This is a genomic window from uncultured Thermosynechococcus sp. (genome assembly GCF_937958135.1).
Lineage (GTDB): Bacteria > Cyanobacteriota > Cyanobacteriia > Thermosynechococcales > Thermosynechococcaceae > Thermosynechococcus.
This window is the reverse complement of record NZ_CALGOG010000067.1, coordinates 1-16,560: the sequence shown is the minus strand read 5'-3', so window position 1 is coordinate 16,560 and position 16,560 is coordinate 1. Positions and strand designations below refer to the sequence as shown.

General features: G+C 55.2%; 17 protein-coding genes, 1 tRNA gene and 1 riboswitch. Of the genes, 10 read left to right on the top strand and 8 right to left on the bottom strand.

What is annotated here, in order from left to right:
- Nucleotides 1–298: 298 nt before the first annotated feature.
- Entirely contained in the window at nt 299–592 is a 294-nt protein-coding gene (locus Q0711_RS08235) for an STAS domain-containing protein (protein WP_298613217.1), read from the bottom strand.
- 162 nt (nt 593–754) lie between these two features.
- Here Q0711_RS08235 and Q0711_RS08230 point away from each other — a divergent pair, with 162 nt between their 5' ends.
- Both Q0711_RS08230 and Q0711_RS08225 read left to right on the top strand, forming a co-directional pair.
- Entirely contained in the window at nt 755–985 is a 231-nt protein-coding gene (locus tag Q0711_RS08230; protein ID WP_298613214.1) for a photosystem I reaction center subunit IV, read from the top strand.
- Nucleotides 986–991: 6 nt separating this feature from the next.
- Nucleotides 992–1,846, top strand: a complete 855-nt coding sequence (locus tag Q0711_RS08225) for a DNA-formamidopyrimidine glycosylase (RefSeq protein WP_298613212.1) — start codon at nt 992–994, stop codon at nt 1,844–1,846.
- On the opposite strand, the gene Q0711_RS08220 is transcribed toward Q0711_RS08225, so the two are convergent.
- The 3 genes from Q0711_RS08220 to Q0711_RS08210 all read right to left on the bottom strand — a co-directional run bounded on the left by Q0711_RS08220 (nt 1,816) and on the right by Q0711_RS08210 (nt 5,129).
- Entirely contained in the window at nt 1,816–3,054 is a 1,239-nt protein-coding gene (locus tag Q0711_RS08220) for a histidine kinase dimerization/phospho-acceptor domain-containing protein (protein ID WP_298613209.1), read from the bottom strand. The two genes, Q0711_RS08225 and Q0711_RS08220, sit on opposite strands and share 31 nt — an antisense overlap.
- Nucleotides 3,055–3,130: 76 nt before the next feature.
- Nucleotides 3,131–4,453, bottom strand: a complete 1,323-nt coding sequence (gene rimO, locus Q0711_RS08215; RefSeq protein WP_298613206.1) for a 30S ribosomal protein S12 methylthiotransferase RimO — start codon at nt 4,451–4,453, stop codon at nt 3,131–3,133.
- 19 nt (nt 4,454–4,472) lie between these two features.
- Nucleotides 4,473–5,129 (bottom strand): Mo-dependent nitrogenase C-terminal domain-containing protein, encoded by a 657-nt coding sequence (locus Q0711_RS08210; RefSeq protein WP_298613203.1) that lies wholly within the window; start codon nt 5,127–5,129, stop codon nt 4,473–4,475.
- Between the two features lie 127 nt (nt 5,130–5,256).
- Here Q0711_RS08210 and Q0711_RS08205 point away from each other — a divergent pair, with 127 nt between their 5' ends.
- From Q0711_RS08205 to Q0711_RS08180, 6 genes are all read left to right on the top strand, one after another.
- Complete coding sequence (locus tag Q0711_RS08205; RefSeq protein ID WP_298613200.1) at nt 5,257–5,892, top strand: chorismate lyase; 636 nt, start codon at nt 5,257–5,259, stop codon at nt 5,890–5,892.
- A gap of 98 nt (nt 5,893–5,990) precedes the next feature.
- Nucleotides 5,991–7,424 (top strand): 15-cis-phytoene desaturase, encoded by a 1,434-nt coding sequence (pds, locus tag Q0711_RS08200; protein WP_298613197.1) that lies wholly within the window; start codon nt 5,991–5,993, stop codon nt 7,422–7,424.
- Nucleotides 7,408–8,343: a phytoene synthase gene (locus Q0711_RS08195; protein WP_298613194.1), complete on the top strand. Its 936-nt coding sequence runs from the start codon at nt 7,408–7,410 to the stop codon at nt 8,341–8,343. The genes pds and Q0711_RS08195 overlap by 17 nt, the downstream gene beginning before the upstream one ends.
- 5 nt (nt 8,344–8,348) lie before the next feature.
- Nucleotides 8,349–8,867 (top strand): phosphoribosyltransferase family protein, encoded by a 519-nt coding sequence (locus tag Q0711_RS08190; RefSeq protein ID WP_298613191.1) that lies wholly within the window; start codon nt 8,349–8,351, stop codon nt 8,865–8,867.
- Nucleotides 8,864–9,859: an aspartate carbamoyltransferase catalytic subunit gene (locus Q0711_RS08185; protein WP_298613188.1), complete on the top strand. Its 996-nt coding sequence runs from the start codon at nt 8,864–8,866 to the stop codon at nt 9,857–9,859. Before Q0711_RS08190 ends, Q0711_RS08185 begins: the two co-directional genes overlap by 4 nt.
- A complete protein-coding gene (locus Q0711_RS08180) occupies nt 9,856–10,101 on the top strand; it encodes a 2Fe-2S iron-sulfur cluster-binding protein (RefSeq protein WP_298613185.1) in 246 nt (81 codons plus the stop codon). The genes Q0711_RS08185 and Q0711_RS08180 overlap by 4 nt, the downstream gene beginning before the upstream one ends.
- Before the next feature lie 23 nt (nt 10,102–10,124).
- On the opposite strand, the gene Q0711_RS08175 is transcribed toward Q0711_RS08180, so the two are convergent.
- Entirely contained in the window at nt 10,125–11,468 is a 1,344-nt protein-coding gene (locus tag Q0711_RS08175; RefSeq protein WP_366142466.1) for an ArsB/NhaD family transporter, read from the bottom strand.
- A gap of 95 nt (nt 11,469–11,563) precedes the next feature.
- Nucleotides 11,564–11,702, bottom strand: a riboswitch (cyclic di-AMP (ydaO/yuaA leader).
- Between the two features lie 113 nt (nt 11,703–11,815).
- Between Q0711_RS08175 and Q0711_RS08170 the strand changes: the two genes are divergently transcribed.
- Together Q0711_RS08170 and Q0711_RS08165 are read left to right on the top strand one after the other, a co-directional pair.
- Complete coding sequence (locus Q0711_RS08170; protein ID WP_298613179.1) at nt 11,816–12,763, top strand: bifunctional riboflavin kinase/FAD synthetase; 948 nt, start codon at nt 11,816–11,818, stop codon at nt 12,761–12,763.
- Nucleotides 12,756–13,664, top strand: coding sequence for a MoxR family ATPase (locus Q0711_RS08165; RefSeq protein WP_298613177.1), 909 nt, complete (start codon nt 12,756–12,758; stop codon nt 13,662–13,664). The genes Q0711_RS08170 and Q0711_RS08165 overlap by 8 nt, the downstream gene beginning before the upstream one ends.
- A 60-nt stretch (nt 13,665–13,724) precedes the next feature.
- Here Q0711_RS08165 and Q0711_RS08160 read toward each other — a convergent pair.
- From Q0711_RS08160 to serS, 3 genes are all read right to left on the bottom strand, one after another.
- Nucleotides 13,725–13,796: transfer RNA gene (locus tag Q0711_RS08160), tRNA-Asn, on the bottom strand.
- A 58-nt stretch (nt 13,797–13,854) separates the two neighbouring features.
- The gene (gene murF / locus Q0711_RS08155; protein WP_298613174.1) at nt 13,855–15,195 is read right to left on the bottom strand and encodes a UDP-N-acetylmuramoyl-tripeptide--D-alanyl-D-alanine ligase; all 1,341 of its coding nucleotides are present in this window, start codon (nt 15,193–15,195) and stop codon (nt 13,855–13,857) included.
- Nucleotides 15,192–16,484: a serine--tRNA ligase gene (gene serS / locus Q0711_RS08150; protein WP_298613221.1), complete on the bottom strand. Its 1,293-nt coding sequence runs from the start codon at nt 16,482–16,484 to the stop codon at nt 15,192–15,194. The genes murF and serS overlap by 4 nt, the downstream gene beginning before the upstream one ends.
- Nucleotides 16,485–16,560: the final 76 nt, after the last annotated feature.

Genomic DNA, 16,560 nt, shown 5'->3' with positions numbered 1-16,560 from the left:
GATGCTCGAACAACTGGCCAGTGCTGTAGGCTCACAACTGGTCGCCAGATAACCGTATCCCCTGAGCCAGAATTTTCTCCGCCGACAGATCCATTGAAGTGGCGCAAACTTTGAATCTTGCGTTGAATCCCTCGGAGTCTGTCTGGGAGTGGGTTTGAGCATTTTTAGTCATGTCGTAGAAAATAATTTACCCCTCCCTTGCAAGGGATCCCTCGGAACAGGGGGTTGCAATCCGCTCAGGGAGAGGCTATATTAGGGACGCTCTTGCTTCTCTTCGGGGAAGCTGACTAAATGGAAATTAAAGGGTGGAAACAATTTGAAAGACCTTATCCATGCTTGTCAGCTCAAGGAGCATCATCATTTGCTTAGGAACATTGCGTAGGTAAAGTTGCCCGCCAGCGGTGCGAACGGTTTTAAGCGCAACGACGAGGGCACCTAAGCCAGAACTGTCAATGAAGGTGACCTCAGCGCAATCCAGCAATAAGTCTTGGGTTCCTTGTTGAACTAGTTCAGCGATTTTTTGACGAAATTCCTGAGCTTGCGGGCCACCAAAGACCCCTGACAGCTTGATGACTTCAGCAGTGTTGGCCATAGCATGATGACGAAAAGGGAATCCCCGCTAGTATAAGCCTTTTTCCCTAGCAATTCCCAGAGAGGGGCGGCTCTGTGAAATTTTGTGGAGCAAGCGTAACAAGCCGTAGTAGTCATAGTAGGCTTAACTCTAGCCGTTGAGAAATTTCTAGGACGATAACTCATGGTGCAACGTGGTTCTAAAGTCAAGATTCTCCGCCCTGAATCCTATTGGTACAACGAAGTGGGCACCGTCGCCTCCGTGGATCAAACCCCCGGCGTCAAATATCCGGTAATTGTGCGCTTTGACAAAGTCAATTACACCGGCTACAGCGGCAGTGCTGGTGGTGTGAATACGAACAATTTTGCGCTCCATGAACTGCAAGAGGTGGCTCCTCCCAAAAAAGGGAAATAGTGTCTTGTGCCGGAATTACCGGAAGTAGAAACAGTCCGCCGTGGGCTAGAAGTCGTCACCTTGGGGCAGCCTATTGTGGGGGGAGAAGTGCTTCTAGCCCGTTCGATTGCCCTTCCTGACCGGCCCCAAACCTTTATCGAGTCCCTGCGCGATCGCGCCTTTACCCAATGGCAACGGCGGGGGAAGTACCTTTTGGCCACCCTCAGTGACGACAGTTGCCTTGTCATTCATCTGCGCATGAGTGGCCAGCTCCTATGGCTGACGACCCCCCAGCCCCCCTGTCCCCATACCCGTGTCCGCTGGTTCTTGGCAACGGGGGCAGAACTCCGTTTTGTGGATCAACGCACCTTTGGCCGCTGTTGGTGGATTCCGGCCCATTGCCGCCCGGAACAGGCAATTCCCACCCTGGCCACATTGGCACCGGAACCCCTGAGTGAAGCCTTTACAGTGCGGTTCTTGGCGGAGCGGTTGGTGCACCATCGCCGTGCCCTGAAAACGGCTCTGTTAGATCAAACCGTTGTTGCGGGCATGGGGAATATCTATGCCGATGAGAGTCTTTTTTTAAGTGGCCTGCACCCCGCCCTGCCCACCCACACCCTGACAACGGAGCAGATCGCTCGCCTGCACCAAGTCATTCGCCGAGTGCTCAAGGAAGGAATTGCAGCGGGTGGTACCACTATTCGCACCTTTGTTACGCCGCAGGGGGTAAATGGTCACTATGGGGGTCAGGCATGGGTGTATGGTCGCCAAGGGAAAGCCTGCCGCGTCTGTGGCACGACCATTGAACGGCTGCGCTTGGCAGGCCGCTCCAGTCACTATTGTCCCCGCTGTCAGCCACTCTCGTCGGCAATGGGCAGATAGAGGGTGAGAATTTCGCCGGCTTGGCGATCGCGCCGTTGAATCACCTTTGCCCCCACGGCCTCAATCAAGAGTTTGGCAGCTTCAAAATTGAGACTCAGTTGCCCTGTTGCCGGATGCCAGAGGAGAAAGTGCCCCAAAGCGGCAAGATCGCTGCGGTATTTGTACTGGGGCGATCGCAATTCCAGCTTCACGTGCTGTCCTGCCCGCTGCACCACTAGCTGCAATTCACTCTCAGGGGCAAGGGTTTGGCTGTAGTACTCCACTAATCCTGTCAACACCTGATCCAAGGACGTTGGATCACTGAGGACGCGGGGTAACTCTGACGGACAATCCACTGCCAGTTTAACTTGCCGACGCGCCGCCTGTTTTTGCCAGCGGGTCAAGTTTGTCATGAAAAGTTCCGCCAAGTGGGTTTGGCCCAAAGCAAGGGGGGGCTTAGGGCTAGGACGAGTGAATATTTCTGCAGCATCACTCAGCAGATTAAAGCGGGTGATTTGATCTTGAATCTCTTGACCAATTTTTTGCAGATACTGGTAGGTGCGCTGGGGTAAATTCTCTTGCCGTTGTAGCAATTGGATAAAGGTATTGATGGTTGTGAGGGGAGTGCGCACCTCGTGGGCAAGGGCTTGCAGGAGGCTAATGTCAGCGGCCATGGGTGTTGTAGCCGCAGTCGGGGGGAGAGCCTCAGGGTAACTGTAGTCCAACAACCATTGGGCAAATTCGCTCACCAAGCGATAGCTGGGGGGAACCATGGCCGCGCCGGCAAACCATTGATCTATGGGGTGGAGATCGGTTAAAGGCAGTTGCTGCCGTAGCTGCTGCCAAAAGGCATGAATTTCTTCTGGATCAAAAGAAAAATGCAGTCCTCGCTCCCCTTGATAGACCAGCAACAGATTGACCTCCGGACTCAGTAACAGGCAAAAAGGACTCCTTCCCTCCCCCCCTGAGGGCAAAAGGGTCATTGCCGACAAAGCAGGCTTGGCATCCGTGGGGGGGAGGTAGGGGAGCGATCGCCCCTGGGGCAAGAGGACATAGGTTTTTAGGGGGGAATCTTTGACAATCGGACTGGGGAAGGAGACTAAAAAGCCCTCAATGGGATGTATTACTGCCAATAATTTTTCTAGGGCAGCCACCCCCGCTTGCCACTGCCAAAAGCGATCGCCGGCCCGACCGTCATCACGATCAATCGCGGAATGCGAGCGTCCCATAGCAGCCAATACAACGTCCCCCACTGCCTTGACCATAGCCCCAACGTTTCCGATTCGCCTAGGGGTAAAACCGAACTTAGGCGGGGATGATGCCGTACAGATCGTAAATGTCGGCAGCGGTGATTTTTACAGGGACAATTGTGCCCAAGGTGGCCCTGCCCTGGACATAAACTACCCCATCCACATCGGGGGCAAAGCGGGGAGAGCGGCCAATCAATTCCCCAGTTTGCGGATTTTCCTGTTCAATGAGCACAGGCACGGTCTTGCCCACCTCGGCGGCATTTTTGCGCTGAGCAATGGGTTGTTGCAGTTGCATCAGGCGATCGCGCCGCGCTATTTTGATTTCCTCTGGGATTTGATTGGGCAGCTCATAGGCAGCAGTGCCTTCCTCAGCGGAGTAGGTAAAGACCCCCACATGGTCAAACTCGTGCCGCTGCACAAACCGGCAGAGGTGTTCAAAGTGGCGCTCCGTTTCACCGGGAAACCCCACAATAAAGGTCGTGCGCATTACTGCTTCGGGTAAGTCCTGCCGCAGCCGCTCCATCAGGCGATCGTTGACCCCCGCCTGCCATGGCCGATTCATTGCCCGCAGGACTTCAGGGTGGGAATGTTGCAGCGGCAAGTCCAGATAGGGCAGGATGTTGGGCGTTTCCCGCATCGCCGCAATGACTTCAGGCGTCAGCCCCGTGGGATAGGCATAGTGCAGGCGAATCCAAGGCACGTCCACTTTGCCAAGGGCGCGAATCAGCGTTGCCAGTTGGGGCTGGCCATAGAGATCCATGCCGTAGTTGGTCGTAATTTGGGAAACAAGGATGATTTCTTGTACCCCCTCAGCGGCTAACTGCCGAGCCTCGTTGACAATGGACTCAATGGAGCGCGATCGCTGGTTGCCCCGCAACTGGGGAATAATACAAAAAGCACAGCGATAGTCACAGCCTTCGGCAATGCGCAGATAGGCCACAGGTGCCGGGGTGGTGCGGTAGCGGGGAACCGTTTCATCGGCAATGTAGGTGGGGACGGCACTGATTTGCTGCACCCGCTCGCCCCGTTCCACCCGCTCAATGACCTCGACAATGTGGTGGTAATCGCCACTGCCAACAACGGCCACGGCTTCGGGAAGCTCCGCCAAGAGTTCCCCTTGAAAGTGCTGTGCCAGGCAGCCGGTGATGACAATTTTCTTATTGGCCTCCGCCAGTTCGACAAGGGTGCGCACCGACTCTTCGCGGGCGGCTTGGATAAAGCTACAGGTGTTGACCACAACGTAGTCGGCTTCGGTTTCATCGGTTCCTACCCCATAGCCCGCCGCCGCAAGGAGACCAATCATGTGCTCTGTGTCCACGCGGTTCTTGTCACAGCCTAGGTGGGCAAAGGCAATTTTGGGTTTGCTGGGTTTTGACATCTAAGCGACTCGGTGCCCTCTAACAGTAGGGGGTAATATCTTCGCCACACTCCTCGGCTAAGTAGGTGAGGGAGCGGAAGCGCAACCCCATTAACTGATCATAGAGGGGATTGAGTTTACACAAGGGGGGGATATGCACAATCTTGCGGCCAAAGAGGACAATATCGCGCTCAAAGGGGCATTGGGGGGGAATCAGGCGGCAGAGAAAGCGAGCCACCTTGGCATCCTTGATCTCTAACCCATCCAGCCAGCGGCGCACCGGATCCAGCAGGCGCAGGGTTTGCTCATTGCTCTCGTGCTGGCCATCAAGGGTATGTTTTAGGGAGTCCAAGGCATCAATTTCCAGTCCTAGGGCACGGCAGAAGCGTTGCAGTTCGGCATCCTCCGATTGGGAGTAAATGCCATTGGCCAACGCCACCATGACGGCGGTGCGCAGGAAATTTTCCGCAAGGGGGCGATCGCTGCCAAAGGTGGCCTGCAATTCTGCATCGGTGACGGGGGCAAACTGCTCAAGATCGATTTCAGGGGCAATTTCCTCGCGAATTAGACTAGTAATCAGTTGCTTTTCTTCGGGGTCAAAGTGACCATCGGCACAGGCAATACTCAAAAGTCCTTTAATCCAAATGGCCGTTTGTTCCGGTGTCAGCTCAAGGGGAGATGCCACTGGGGTTGTCATAGAGATTGCCTCAAGATTACTGCTCACTACGACTCTACTCTAGCCCTTGGGCCTTCGTACCCTTCTGAAAGAGCACGATCATCCTTGCTACAATTGACGAAGTTTTGTTAAGCAGTGTGTCACGTCCTTGACTGTTTCGCTGTTGCCCTCCACCTGCTCTAGCCCTTGGTATGCCCTTGATCCCATTTGGCAGGGGGATGCGGCAGCGATCGCCCAAGGCTTGCCCCATGATCTTTTAGCGCCCGCGTGGCAAATGCTGATTCTGGGGGATGGCTCCCCCACCCGCCACCTCCAACTGCTGACCGGTGAAACTACAGAAGTGGATGTGATTGATATGTCCGCTATTGGCCACGCCAGCGATCGCGCCCCGGCGCAACTACAACTGATTCCAGCTCCTCGGCTGCGGCGTCAGGTGTGGCTACGAACTGCCTCAGGTCAACGCCTTGCCTATGCCACCTCCTGGTGGGAAGCCGCCCATGTGGATGAGTATTTGCAAAACCGCGCCATGCCCATTTGGACGAATCTCGCCCAGCGCAAGGTGGAGCTTTATCGCGATATTCAGGCGGTGTATCTAGGGCACTCTGAAACCCTGGCTGCCGCCTTTGGTGAGCCGGGACCCTTTTGGGGGCGGCATTACCTCTTTTGGCACGATCGCCGTCCTATCACCCTCATCTATGAAGTCTTTTCTCCCTATCTCTGCCGTTACCTTGGCCCAATGGGAAGTACGGTCTATTTGGCAAATTCAACTCCAACATTAGCCTAGGGCCGGTGTTTCCGTAACGTTTTGTAAATATAATATGAACAGCTTTTTGTCTCCCTTGGGGACTACGTTCATCTTCGTCAGTTAGGGTAACGTCATTCATGCGAGTTGCAATTGCCGGTGGTGGCCTAGCGGGCTTAGCCTGCGCCAAGTATCTAGTGGATGCGGGACATACCCCCATCGTCTTTGAGCGTGCCAATGTCCTTGGGGGCTTGGTGGCGGCATGGCAGGACGCCGATGGGGACTGGGTAGAAACGGGCTTACACGCCTTCTTTGGCGCCTACCCCAATATGTTGCAACTCCTTGAGGAATTGGGAATTAGCGATCGCTTGCAATGGAAACGCCATGCCCTGATTTTTAACCAACCCGAAAAGCCGGGGGTGCTCTCGTGGTTTGCTGTCCCCGATATTCCTGCGCCCTTTAATGTGCTGCTCTCGATTTTGCGCAACAACGATATGCTGACCTGGGAGCAGAAGTTCCGCTTTGCTTTAGGCCTGTGGCCGGCGATCGTGCGCGGTCAAAAATACGTCGAGGCGATGGACAAATACACACTCCTTGAGTGGCTACAACGCCAAGGCATTGATGAGCGGGTGAACTCCGATATTTTCATTGCCGCCTCCAAGGCTCTCACCTTCCTGAACCCCGATGAAGTCTCGGCAACGATTCCCCTGACGGCAATGAACCGCTTCCTGCGGGAACGCTATGGCTCAAAAATTGCCTTCTTAGACGGGGCGCCCCCCGAACGCTTGTGTCAGCCAATTGTGGATTACGTTACGACCCGCGGCGGTGAAGTGCACACCAATGTGGCACTGCGGGAGATTGTCCTCAATGAGGATCTCTCTGTGCGCTCCTTTGTCATGGCCGATCGCGAGGGGCAGCGGCGCTTTGAAATCACCGCCGATGCCTATGTCTCGGCAATGTCCGTGGATGCCCTTAAACTGCTGCTGCCGAAGCCGTGGCAAGACCTGCCCTTTTTCCAGAAACTCAATGGCCTGGAAGGCGTTCCTGTGATTAATGTCCAAATCTGGTTTGATCGCAAATTGCCGACCGTGGATCATCTCCTTTTCTCGCGATCGCCCCTGTTGAGTGTCTATGCCGACATGAGCGAAACCTGCAAGGGCTATGCCGATCCCGACAGGTCAATGCTGGAGCTGGTATTAGCCCCTGCCGCCGAGTGGATTGGCCGCAGTGATGAAGAGATTGTGGAGGCCACCCTTGCCGAACTGGCCAAGCTCTTCCCCAATCACTTGCCAGAACCTGCTAAAGTGCTGAAAACAGCGGTGGTGAAAACCCCCCGTTCAGTCTATAAAGCCACCCCCGGTCGCCAAGCCTTTCGTCCAGAGCAGGTCACCCCCATTCCCAACTTCTTCCTCGCGGGGAGCTATACAATGCAGCCGTACCTTGGGAGTATGGAAGGGGCAGTTCTTTCTGGTAAGCTGACAGCGCAGGCGATCGCGAAGCGGCTCGCAGAGAGCAACGCCCCACAGCCCCCCAAACCCTCTACTCAGACTGTCGCCAATGCTGCAACTGCCTAGAGCCGAGTACGTTCCTCCCCTGATTTCCCTCGACGAAGCCTACGAGTTGTGTCGTCAGGTAACCGCCACCTACGCCAAGACGTTTTACCTCGGCACACTGTTGATGCCTCCCGCCAAGCGCCGCGCCATTTGGGCAATTTACGTCTGGTGTCGGCGCACCGACGAGCTAGTGGACGGGCCGCAGGCAGCCACAACCACCATGGCCACCCTCGATGAGTGGGAAGCCCGCCTTGAGGACATTTTTGCCGGTCGCCCCCACGATGCCATGGACTTAGCCCTGACGGCAACGCTGGAACAATACCCCCTAGACATCCAACCCTTTCGGGATATGATTGCGGGCCAGCGGATGGACCTGCACCGCAGTCGCTATGACACCTTTGCCGAGTTGGAACTCTACTGCTACCGCGTTGCGGGTACGGTGGGCTTGATGTCCCTTGAGGTTATGGGCGGCAATCCCTATAGCGATCGCCTGTGTTCCCCTTGGGTAGATCCCTATCAGGCCAAAGGTACCCTCAAAGATCAAGCGATTGCCCTCGGCATTGCCAATCAGCTCACCAATATCCTGCGGGATGTGGGAGAAGATATGCGGCGGGGACGAATTTATTTACCTTTAGAGGATTTAGCTGCCTTTCATTACACCGAGGAAGATTTGCAGCGGGGGGTAATTGACGATCGCTGGCGGGCACTGATGCGCTTTCAAATTCAGCGGGCACGACAATTTTATCGGCAAGCAGAAGTGGGGATTGCCTACCTAGAGCGGGATGCCCGTTGGCCTGTGTGGTCGGCGTTGATGCTCTATCGCCAAATTCTTGATGTCATCGAAGCCAACGATTACGATGTCTTTAACCGGCGCGCCTTTGTCTCTGGGTGGCGCAAGCTGCTCTCTATTCCCATTTCCTGGTTGAAGGCCAGCTTCTAGGTACCATGGCAGATCTCTACGTGGATTGGGACGAGTATCATCGCACCATTGAACGGTTGGCGATCGCCGTTTATGAATCGGGATGGCAGTTCAATCAAATCCTCTGCCTGGCCAAGGGGGGTCTGCGGGTAGGGGACATTCTCAGCCGCTTGTTTAATCAACCCCTCGCGATTTTGGCGGTGTCGTCCTATGGCGGTATCAATAAGCAAGAGCGGGGGCGCATCACCTTTGCGCGGGACTTGACCATGACCACTGCCACCTTAGGCAGCCATGTCCTGTTGGTGGATGACTTAGTGGATTCTGGCCTTTCGTTGAAAAAAACGCTGCGGTGGCTAGAGCTAAAATACGGCTTTGCCGTTGAGGAGGTGCGCACGGCAGTGCTGTGGTACAAAGCGGCCTCCTGTATTCGTCCAGATTACTATGTGCATTACCTGCCGGGGAATCCATGGATTCATCAACCCTTTGAACGCTACGAACAACTCACAGCCGCTGAGCTTGCTCGAACTCTAACCTCCTGTCCATGACGCCTACTCTTACTCCCCCCCACCACTGGCAGCGTCGCCACGTCCTCTCCCTCCAAGACTTTACGGTGGCGGAGCTAGACATTGTGCTGCAAACGGCACTGAGTTTTCAAGAAGTCCTGAATCGTCGCACTAAAAAAGTGCCAACCCTGCAAGCGCGGGTGGTGGCCAATCTTTTTTTTGAAAGTTCAACACGCACTCGCAATAGTTTTGAGCTGGCAGCCAAACGACTTTCTGCCGATATTCTCAACTTCTCTCCCGGCACCTCTGCCCTCACCAAAGGGGAAACGATTCTCGATACCGCTAAGACCCTGTGGGCGATGGGGGCAGAGTTCATGGTGATTCGCCATCAGCAGTCGGGAGTGCCCCAGACCATTGCAGCGGAAATGGATCGTCTTGGCGCTCAGGTGGCCGTTCTCAATGCCGGTGATGGCTTGCATGAACATCCCTCTCAAGCGCTGCTGGATCTGTTTACCCTTTGCCAACTCTACGATCCACATCAGCCCTGCTGTGCCCTGTTGCAGGGGAAGAAAATTGCCATTGTCGGGGATATTCGCCATTCCCGCGTGGCGCGATCCAACCTCTACAGCCTTAAGACCGCTGGTGCCGATGTGCACTTAGCTGGCCCCCCTACCCTGCTGCCGCCGGAATTTGCAGAGTATGGGGCAACACTCCACTGGACGCTGGAACCGGCCCTTGCTGATGCTGATATTGTCATGACGCTGCGGCTGCAACGGGAACGCATGGATCAACACTTGATCCCCAGTTTACGCGAGTACCATCGGCAGTTTGGCATTACCCATGAGCGGCTGCGCCTGTGTAAACCCCATGTGCGCGTGATGCATCCGGGGCCGGTGAATCGCGGTGTGGAATTGAGTTCGGCACTGCTGGAGGATCGCCAATCGAGCCTTGTTAATCAACAGGTGACCAGTGGGGTGGCGGTGCGGATGGCCTTGCTGTACTTAATGGGAACGTACCATGGAGTGAAGGAATGATTAGGGTGACGTTTCTGCCGGATCACGTCTCTGTTGAAGCCGAAGCGGGCGAAAGTTGGTTGAGCGTAGCTGAGCGAGCCGGTGTGGAGATTCCCACGGGGTGTCGCATGGGGAGTTGCGGAGCCTGTACGGTGGAATTGGCGAATGGCGAAGAAATTCGCACCTGTATCTCTACAATTGCCGGCGATCGCAAAGATTGCACCCACATTACGGCCTATGTGTTTCGCGATCCGACTTGGTAACTTAAGGGAAGATTGGGCAGCAGTCACTGCCAAATGAGAAAGCGCACCGTTAAAAAAAGTGCCGAAACCCCTAACTGCAATGCCGTAATCGGTATCCCATAGCGCAGGAAAGTTTTGAAGCGAATGCGGCGGCCGTGGAGTTCGGCAATCCCCGCACCGACGATGTTGGCAGAGGCACCGACAAGGGTGGCATTGCCCCCTAAGGTTGCTCCTAGCATCATGGCATAGAACAGGGGTAGCACCTGTGCTGGTAAATCACCACCATAGCCGACGTGAAGAATTTCTGCACCCGCTAGCCCCACCTCTACGAGGTATTTTTTCAGCAGCGGTACCATCGCCACCACCAAGGGGATATTGGGAATGACGCTGGAGAGAATGCCAATCGTAAACAGTAGGAGTAGCGAGCCAAAAAAGATATTTTGGCCAATGATAACGCCGAGAAGTTGCGAAAGTTGGCCAATGATGCCTGTTTTCTCCAAGCCACCAATGAGGACAAAAATACTCATAAAGAAGATCAGGGTGGCCCAGTCCACATCCCGTAGAATGTTGGTAACCGTATCAATCTTGCTTTGATGGGACAAAAGGAGTGCCAAGGCAGCCCCCATTAAAGCAACCGCAGGGGGAGCCACTTTAACGACCATGCCATCGCCAATAACAAAGAAGGTCAAGACAAAGACGATGATCACACAGCCGACGGCCAGGGTGCGGGGATGATTAATTTTCGGGTGGGGCAAGTGATCGAGGGAGTTGAGTTCTTTGCGCCAAATACGGCGAAAGAGAATCGGCAGGCAAAAGACAATGACGGCGATCGCCAGTACCCCCCCTAGACTGAGACGCAGCAGATAATCGGCAAAACTAAGATTGATGGCATCCCCGACAATATAAGTGGCTGGATCGCCGACAAGGGTCAGCAACCCGGCACTATTAGAGACAATCACCATCAGGATAATCAGGGGCACAAAGTCCACCCCCACTTCAGCCGCCATGGGGGGCAACAAGGGGGCAAGGAGCATCACTGTCGTGGCATTGGGCAGCACGGCACAGATGGGGGTTGTTAGAGCCACGATCCCCAACAGCAGGCGTTTTCCCTGACCTCGGGCAAGGATCACCATTTGGGTTGCCAGATACTCAAATACCTTGGTGGGTTCAAAGGCGCGAACCAGAACCATGACCCCAAAAAAGAGAGCGAGGGTACCATGACTGCGGCCAATGTAGCTAATGGCCTCCCCAAGGGTCATGATATTGAGAAAGACAAGGAGAATCGCCCCCAAAAAGGCCGCAATCGTAATGTTGATCCACTCGGTCATGATCAGAAGGATCACGCCTAGGAAGATCGTGCCAGCAGCGAATGCATGCCAGTGTTCAATCAGCATTGGGCTTCCTGAAAATTGCTAAGGTAACAAATTCGGTCAACGCCACGAAACCGAAACGCTGGAACACTGAGCAGTTGTAAAAAAAACAGCCAGTCTCCAACTGAATGCCGACGAAGTTAGCTGACGGGCTAGGATTCAGTGGTATCCTTTCTCGGTGGAGAATGCGCCCCTAATTCGTTGGTTCCTCCGCTCTAAGCTGCCAAGGCTCAGATTAGGCACAAGAAGATAAATTGCTACTCAACGTAGCATAGGCCTCTTGAATCCTTCAAGAGAAATTCTTCTATGACGTAAATAGAAAACCTTAATGAACGCTTTCCCAGACTGTTGCTCCTTGGTTAAATGTGTCAAAATGTTTTCTGTGTCAATTTAACAGTGGCCTACCCTTGCAAACTCCTACGGCGATCGCCCTTGGCAATTTTGACGGTGTCCATCGAGGGCATCAAGAGGTGATCCGCACCCTTGTGGCCGCAGCCCCTCCAGAGTGTTCCCCTTCGGTGATTACTTTTTCACCCCATCCACAGGCGTTTTTCACAGGGGAGAAGCGCCTTCTCCTGACCCCTGAGGCAGAAAAATCTGCGCTCCTAAAGCAGTATGGCATTGAGCAGGTGATTGTTTTGCCCTTTACCCATGCTTTGGCTCAACTGTCGCCCTTGGAGTTTGTGGAGCAAATTCTGGTGCAGCAGTTGCAGGCAAAGGTGTTGAGTGTGGGATTTAATTTTGGCTTTGGACGGGGGCGATCGGGCACAGCGGAGGACTTGCGCAGCCTCTGTGCCGCCTTTGGCATTCCGGTGCACATTGTGCCCCCCTATTGTCGGGGGAGCGATCGCGTGAGTAGCTCGGCGGTGCGGGCAGCCCTCGCGGAGGGGGATGTGGCCTTGGCACGGGAGCTATTGGGACGCCCCTATGCCTTGACGGGGACGGTCATTCCAGGGGAACAGTTGGGACGCCAGTTGGGGTTCCCCACAGCCAATTTGTCCCTCCCCACTGAGAAATTATTGCCCCGCCATGGGGTCTATGCCTGCCGCGTAACAGGTGCAGCATTTGCTGGTGAGCAATTGGGGGTGGTAAATATTGGTCTGCGACCCACGGTAACAGGCCGGCAGGTGACCACGGAGGTGCATCTGTTGAATTGGCAGGGGAGTCTCTACAATCAAGAAATCACCCTCCACCTGGAGGCCTTTATTCGCCCAGAGGTGAGATTTCCCAGTTTGGCTGCCCTACGGGCGCAAATTGCTGCCGATTGCCAAGTGGCTGCCGATCTCTTGAAGCAAGTTGTCTCCTATGCGTGAACCTCTCCGGCGACTGGTAACGAACCTTGGGCAAGTCATGGTGGGCAAAGAAGCCGCCATTGAACTCCTGTTGGTGGGGTTGCTGGCAGGGGGTCACGTCCTGTTGGAGGATGTGCCGGGGGTGGGGAAAACGCTCTTGGCCAAGGCGTTGGCGCGATCGCTGGGGGGGACCTTTCAGCGCATCCAAGCCACACCTGATTTACTGCCCACCGATTTATCGGGCACGAACATCTGGAACCCCAAAACCGCAGAGTTTGAGTTTCGCCCCGGCCCTGTCTTTTGCAATATCCTCCTAGCGGATGAGATTAACCGTGCCACACCGCGAACCCAATCGGCCCTTCTAGAGGTAATGGAGGAATACCAAGTCACCATTGATGGCGTCACCTACCCCCTACCACAGCCCTTTTTTGTGATTGCCACCCAGAACCCCGTGGAGTACCAAGGCACATTTCCCCTGCCCGAAGCCCAGTTGGATCGCTTTGCCCTGTGTTTTAGTTTGGGCTACCCTAGCGAGGAAGAGGAGCTGCAGATGCTACAACGGGTGCGCGGGGGCTTGGAGGTCAATCAATTGGAGCCTTGCCTGAGCTTGGGGGAAATCCAACAGTTGCGGCAGCAGGTGCTACAGGTACGGGTGGAACTTCCTTTGCAAAAGTACATTCTTGCCCTTGTGCGGGCGAGCCGTGAGAGCGATCGCATTACGCTGGGAGTGAGTCCGCGGGGAACAGTCATGCTCCAGCGAACAGCTCAAGCCTTAGCGTTTCTCAATGGCCGCGACTACGTCCTGCCCGATGATGTGAAGCAATTGGCCCCCCATGTACTGACCCATCGTCTAATTACAGCAGCGGGGCGCTCAGGTCGTGCCTGTGTAGCAGAACTGTTGGAAACAGTGGCAGTTCCCTAGGGGGAGGTAGCGCGAATGAGGGAGGACGTGGCCGTGGATAGCGTGGCTCAAGTTATCGGACTCCCCAGGCTGGATTCGAACCAGCGACCAATCGGTTAACAGCCGACCGCTCTACCGCTGAGCTACTGAGGAATATTGACGTTTTTCTAGTGTAGCGTAGTTCACTGCTCTTTGCAAGCCTCGACCCCCCTTAAGACGGCAGTTTGGGCCAGCGCTGCCGCAGTTCAGTGACTACTCGATCTAGGGCAACGGCATGGGAGGCCTTAAAAAGAAGGCGATCGCCCGCTTGCATTTCCTTCAATAGGTACTCCACCAATTCTTCGTGGCAAGCAAATTGTTGACTGGGAACATGCCCCGCTCCGCGCGCAAGGGCTGCCCCTTCATTACCTCTATCGAGGATCAAGAGACCATCGAGGTCTAATTCGGCAATCGTTGCCCCCACCTGCTCATGAAAGGGGAGGGAAAACTCGCCCAGTTCGCGCATAGGGCCGAGAACCGCCAGATGCCGCCGACCGGGGAGCGATCGCAACAGGTGCAAGGCCGCCACCATGGATTCTAGGCCGGCATTGTAGGTTTCATCCAGCAAGAGAATATCTGGTTCAAGGAGATAGCGGCCGCCGCGACCACTGGGCAGTTCTAGCATTAACTGGGGAGGCAGACAACTGCTCTCTAGATCCAGAGCTTGCAGTACCCCAAGGGCGGCCAAAAAGTTGAGGGCATGGTGGGCGCCAGCAAGGGGAACGGTGTAGGTACGTCCATTCACATGCAGGGTTTGGGGGGGTTGGTAGCGTCCCCGCAGGGTGCCCCCCTCAAGGCCATAGGTAATCGTGCGTCCTGACCAAACCTGCATGGCTGTTGGCAAGAGCAAGGGGCTATCGGCATTGAGCACCGCAGTTCCCCCCGCGGGCATTTCGGCAAGCAGTTCGCATTTGGCTTGGGCAATGGCCTCGCGCGAACCCAAGCGACCAATATGCGCCGTGCCAACATTGGTAATTACGGCAACATCGGGCTGGGCAATCCGGCTCAAGAGGGCAATTTCGCCGCGGGCACGCATCCCCATTTCAATCACGGCAAATTGGTGATGGGGTTCCAGTTGCAGGAGGGTCTTAGGAACGCCAATCTCGTTGTTGAAGTTGGCTGTGGTTTTGTGAACAGCACCGTAGTGACTGAGGACAGCAGCAATCATTTCCTTGGTGGTGGTTTTGCCCACCGAGCCAGTAACTGCAATGACTTTGGCTGAACATTGCTGCCGCCACCACTGCCCCAAGCGCTGATAGGCCCATAGGGTATCCGGCACCCGAAGCTGCGGCAAAGGAGAAGACACTGCTGTCTCGACAATCAGGGCGATCGCCCCCGCTGCAGCCGCTTGCTCCACGAATTGATGGCCATCAAAGGTTGCCCCCCGCAGGGCAACAAATAGATTTCCTGCGGCAATCTGGCGGGAGTCAGTGCTGACCCCCGTAATGGGTACCTCTGGCGAGGCAGTTTCTACCCCTAACGCATGGGCGATCGCCCCCAGGGTCGTGTTCACGAGGCTGCCCTGCCAATGTGACTACATTTCAAGTAAGGTTGTAGTACCTCCGGTACCCGCACCGTGCCATCCGCCTGTTGGTAGTTTTCCAGAATGGCCGCCATCGTCCGTCCAACGGCTAAACCAGACCCATTGAGCGTGTGCACAAACTGGGTTCCCTTTTGCTTGGCTCCCTTAAAGCGAATCTTGGCTCGACGGGCTTGGAAATCCCCAAAATTAGAGCAACTGGAAATTTCGCGGTAGCAGCCCGCTGCGGGCAGCCACACTTCCAAGTCGTAGCACTTCATGGCAGCAAATCCCAGATCTCCGGTGCACAGTTCAACCACCCGATAGGGCAGTTTCAGGGCTTGGAGAATGAACTCTGCATCGGCCACAAGGGCTTCATGTTCCGCAGCGGAAGTTTCCGGATGAACAAACTTAACCAACTCAACTTTATTGAATTGGTGCAGGCGAATGAGACCGCGGGTATCCTTGCCGTAGCTGCCCGCTTCGCGCCGAAAACAGGGGGTGTAGGCACAGTGGTAAATGGGCAGTTGCTCGGCGGCTAAAATTTCCTCCCGATAGAGATTCGTTAGCGGCACTTCCGCCGTTGGAATCAACCAGAGATCATCATCGGCACAGCGAAAGCTCTCCTCAGCAAATTTGGGGAGTTGCCCCGTTGCGGTTAGCGAGGCGGTATTCACCAACAGGGGCGGCAACACTTCCACATAGCCGCGCTCGCGGTGGGTATCGAGCATGAACTGGATCAAGGCCCGCTCCAGGGCAGCCCCCATGCCCCAGAGGGTAACAAAGCGGCTTTGGGCGACTTTTACCGATCGCTCCACCTCCCAGAGTCCCAGTTGAGTGGCAATGTCCCAATGGGGCTGGCACGGCTGAGTTGGTTTATATTCATCCCCCCAACGGCGCACCTCCACGTTTTCGGTTTCATCGCGGCCAATGGGAGTTGTTTCGCTGGGAAGGTTGGGAATTGTCAGCAGCAGGCGCTCTAGTTCCTCCTTGAGCTGCCGTTCTTGGGGTTCGAGATCACTGAGCTGCTGCTTGAGATCGTTGGCCTCGGTCTTTAGAGCTTGGATTTCGGGGTCGGTGGGGGGAACACCGGACTTAATTTTTCTGCCGACAAGGGCACCAATTTCGTTACTGCGGGCCTGGAGGCGCGATCGCTGTTGTTCCAACTGTCGCTGTTGCGCATCCAATTCTAAAATGCGCTCAAGGTCAAAGTCACCGCCGCGCCGCCGCAGGCGATCGCCAAAGGCTTGGGGGTTTTCTCGCAGTTGTTTTAGATCAATCACAGGTGACGAAACCCAGTGCAAACCGCATTGATCCTATCACCAAGGGGGAAGATTGACTCTAGGGGATAGTGTTGCT

Bases quoted from the DNA above. Each gene is read 5' to 3' on its own strand.
- Q0711_RS08210 (WP_298613203.1), bottom strand. From the start codon at position 5,129: ATGACAACCCCAGTGGCATCTCCCCTTGAGCTGACACCGGAACAAACG.
- Q0711_RS08230 (WP_298613214.1), top strand. From the start codon at position 755: ATGGTGCAACGTGGTTCTAAAGTCAAGATTCTCCGCCCTGAATCCTAT.
- rimO (WP_298613206.1), bottom strand. From the start codon at position 4,453: ATGTCAAAACCCAGCAAACCCAAAATTGCCTTTGCCCACCTAGGCTGT.
- Q0711_RS08180 (WP_298613185.1), top strand. From the start codon at position 9,856: ATGATTAGGGTGACGTTTCTGCCGGATCACGTCTCTGTTGAAGCCGAA.
- Q0711_RS08185 (WP_298613188.1), top strand. From the start codon at position 8,864: ATGACGCCTACTCTTACTCCCCCCCACCACTGGCAGCGTCGCCACGTC.
- Q0711_RS08220 (WP_298613209.1), bottom strand. From the start codon at position 3,054: ATGGGACGCTCGCATTCCGCGATTGATCGTGATGACGGTCGGGCCGGC.
- Q0711_RS08235 (WP_298613217.1), bottom strand. From the start codon at position 592: ATGGCCAACACTGCTGAAGTCATCAAGCTGTCAGGGGTCTTTGGTGGC.
- Q0711_RS08190 (WP_298613191.1), top strand. From the start codon at position 8,349: ATGGCAGATCTCTACGTGGATTGGGACGAGTATCATCGCACCATTGAA.
- pds (WP_298613197.1), top strand. From the start codon at position 5,991: ATGCGAGTTGCAATTGCCGGTGGTGGCCTAGCGGGCTTAGCCTGCGCC.
- Q0711_RS08195 (WP_298613194.1), top strand. From the start codon at position 7,408: ATGCTGCAACTGCCTAGAGCCGAGTACGTTCCTCCCCTGATTTCCCTC.
- Q0711_RS08165 (WP_298613177.1), top strand. From the start codon at position 12,756: ATGCGTGAACCTCTCCGGCGACTGGTAACGAACCTTGGGCAAGTCATG.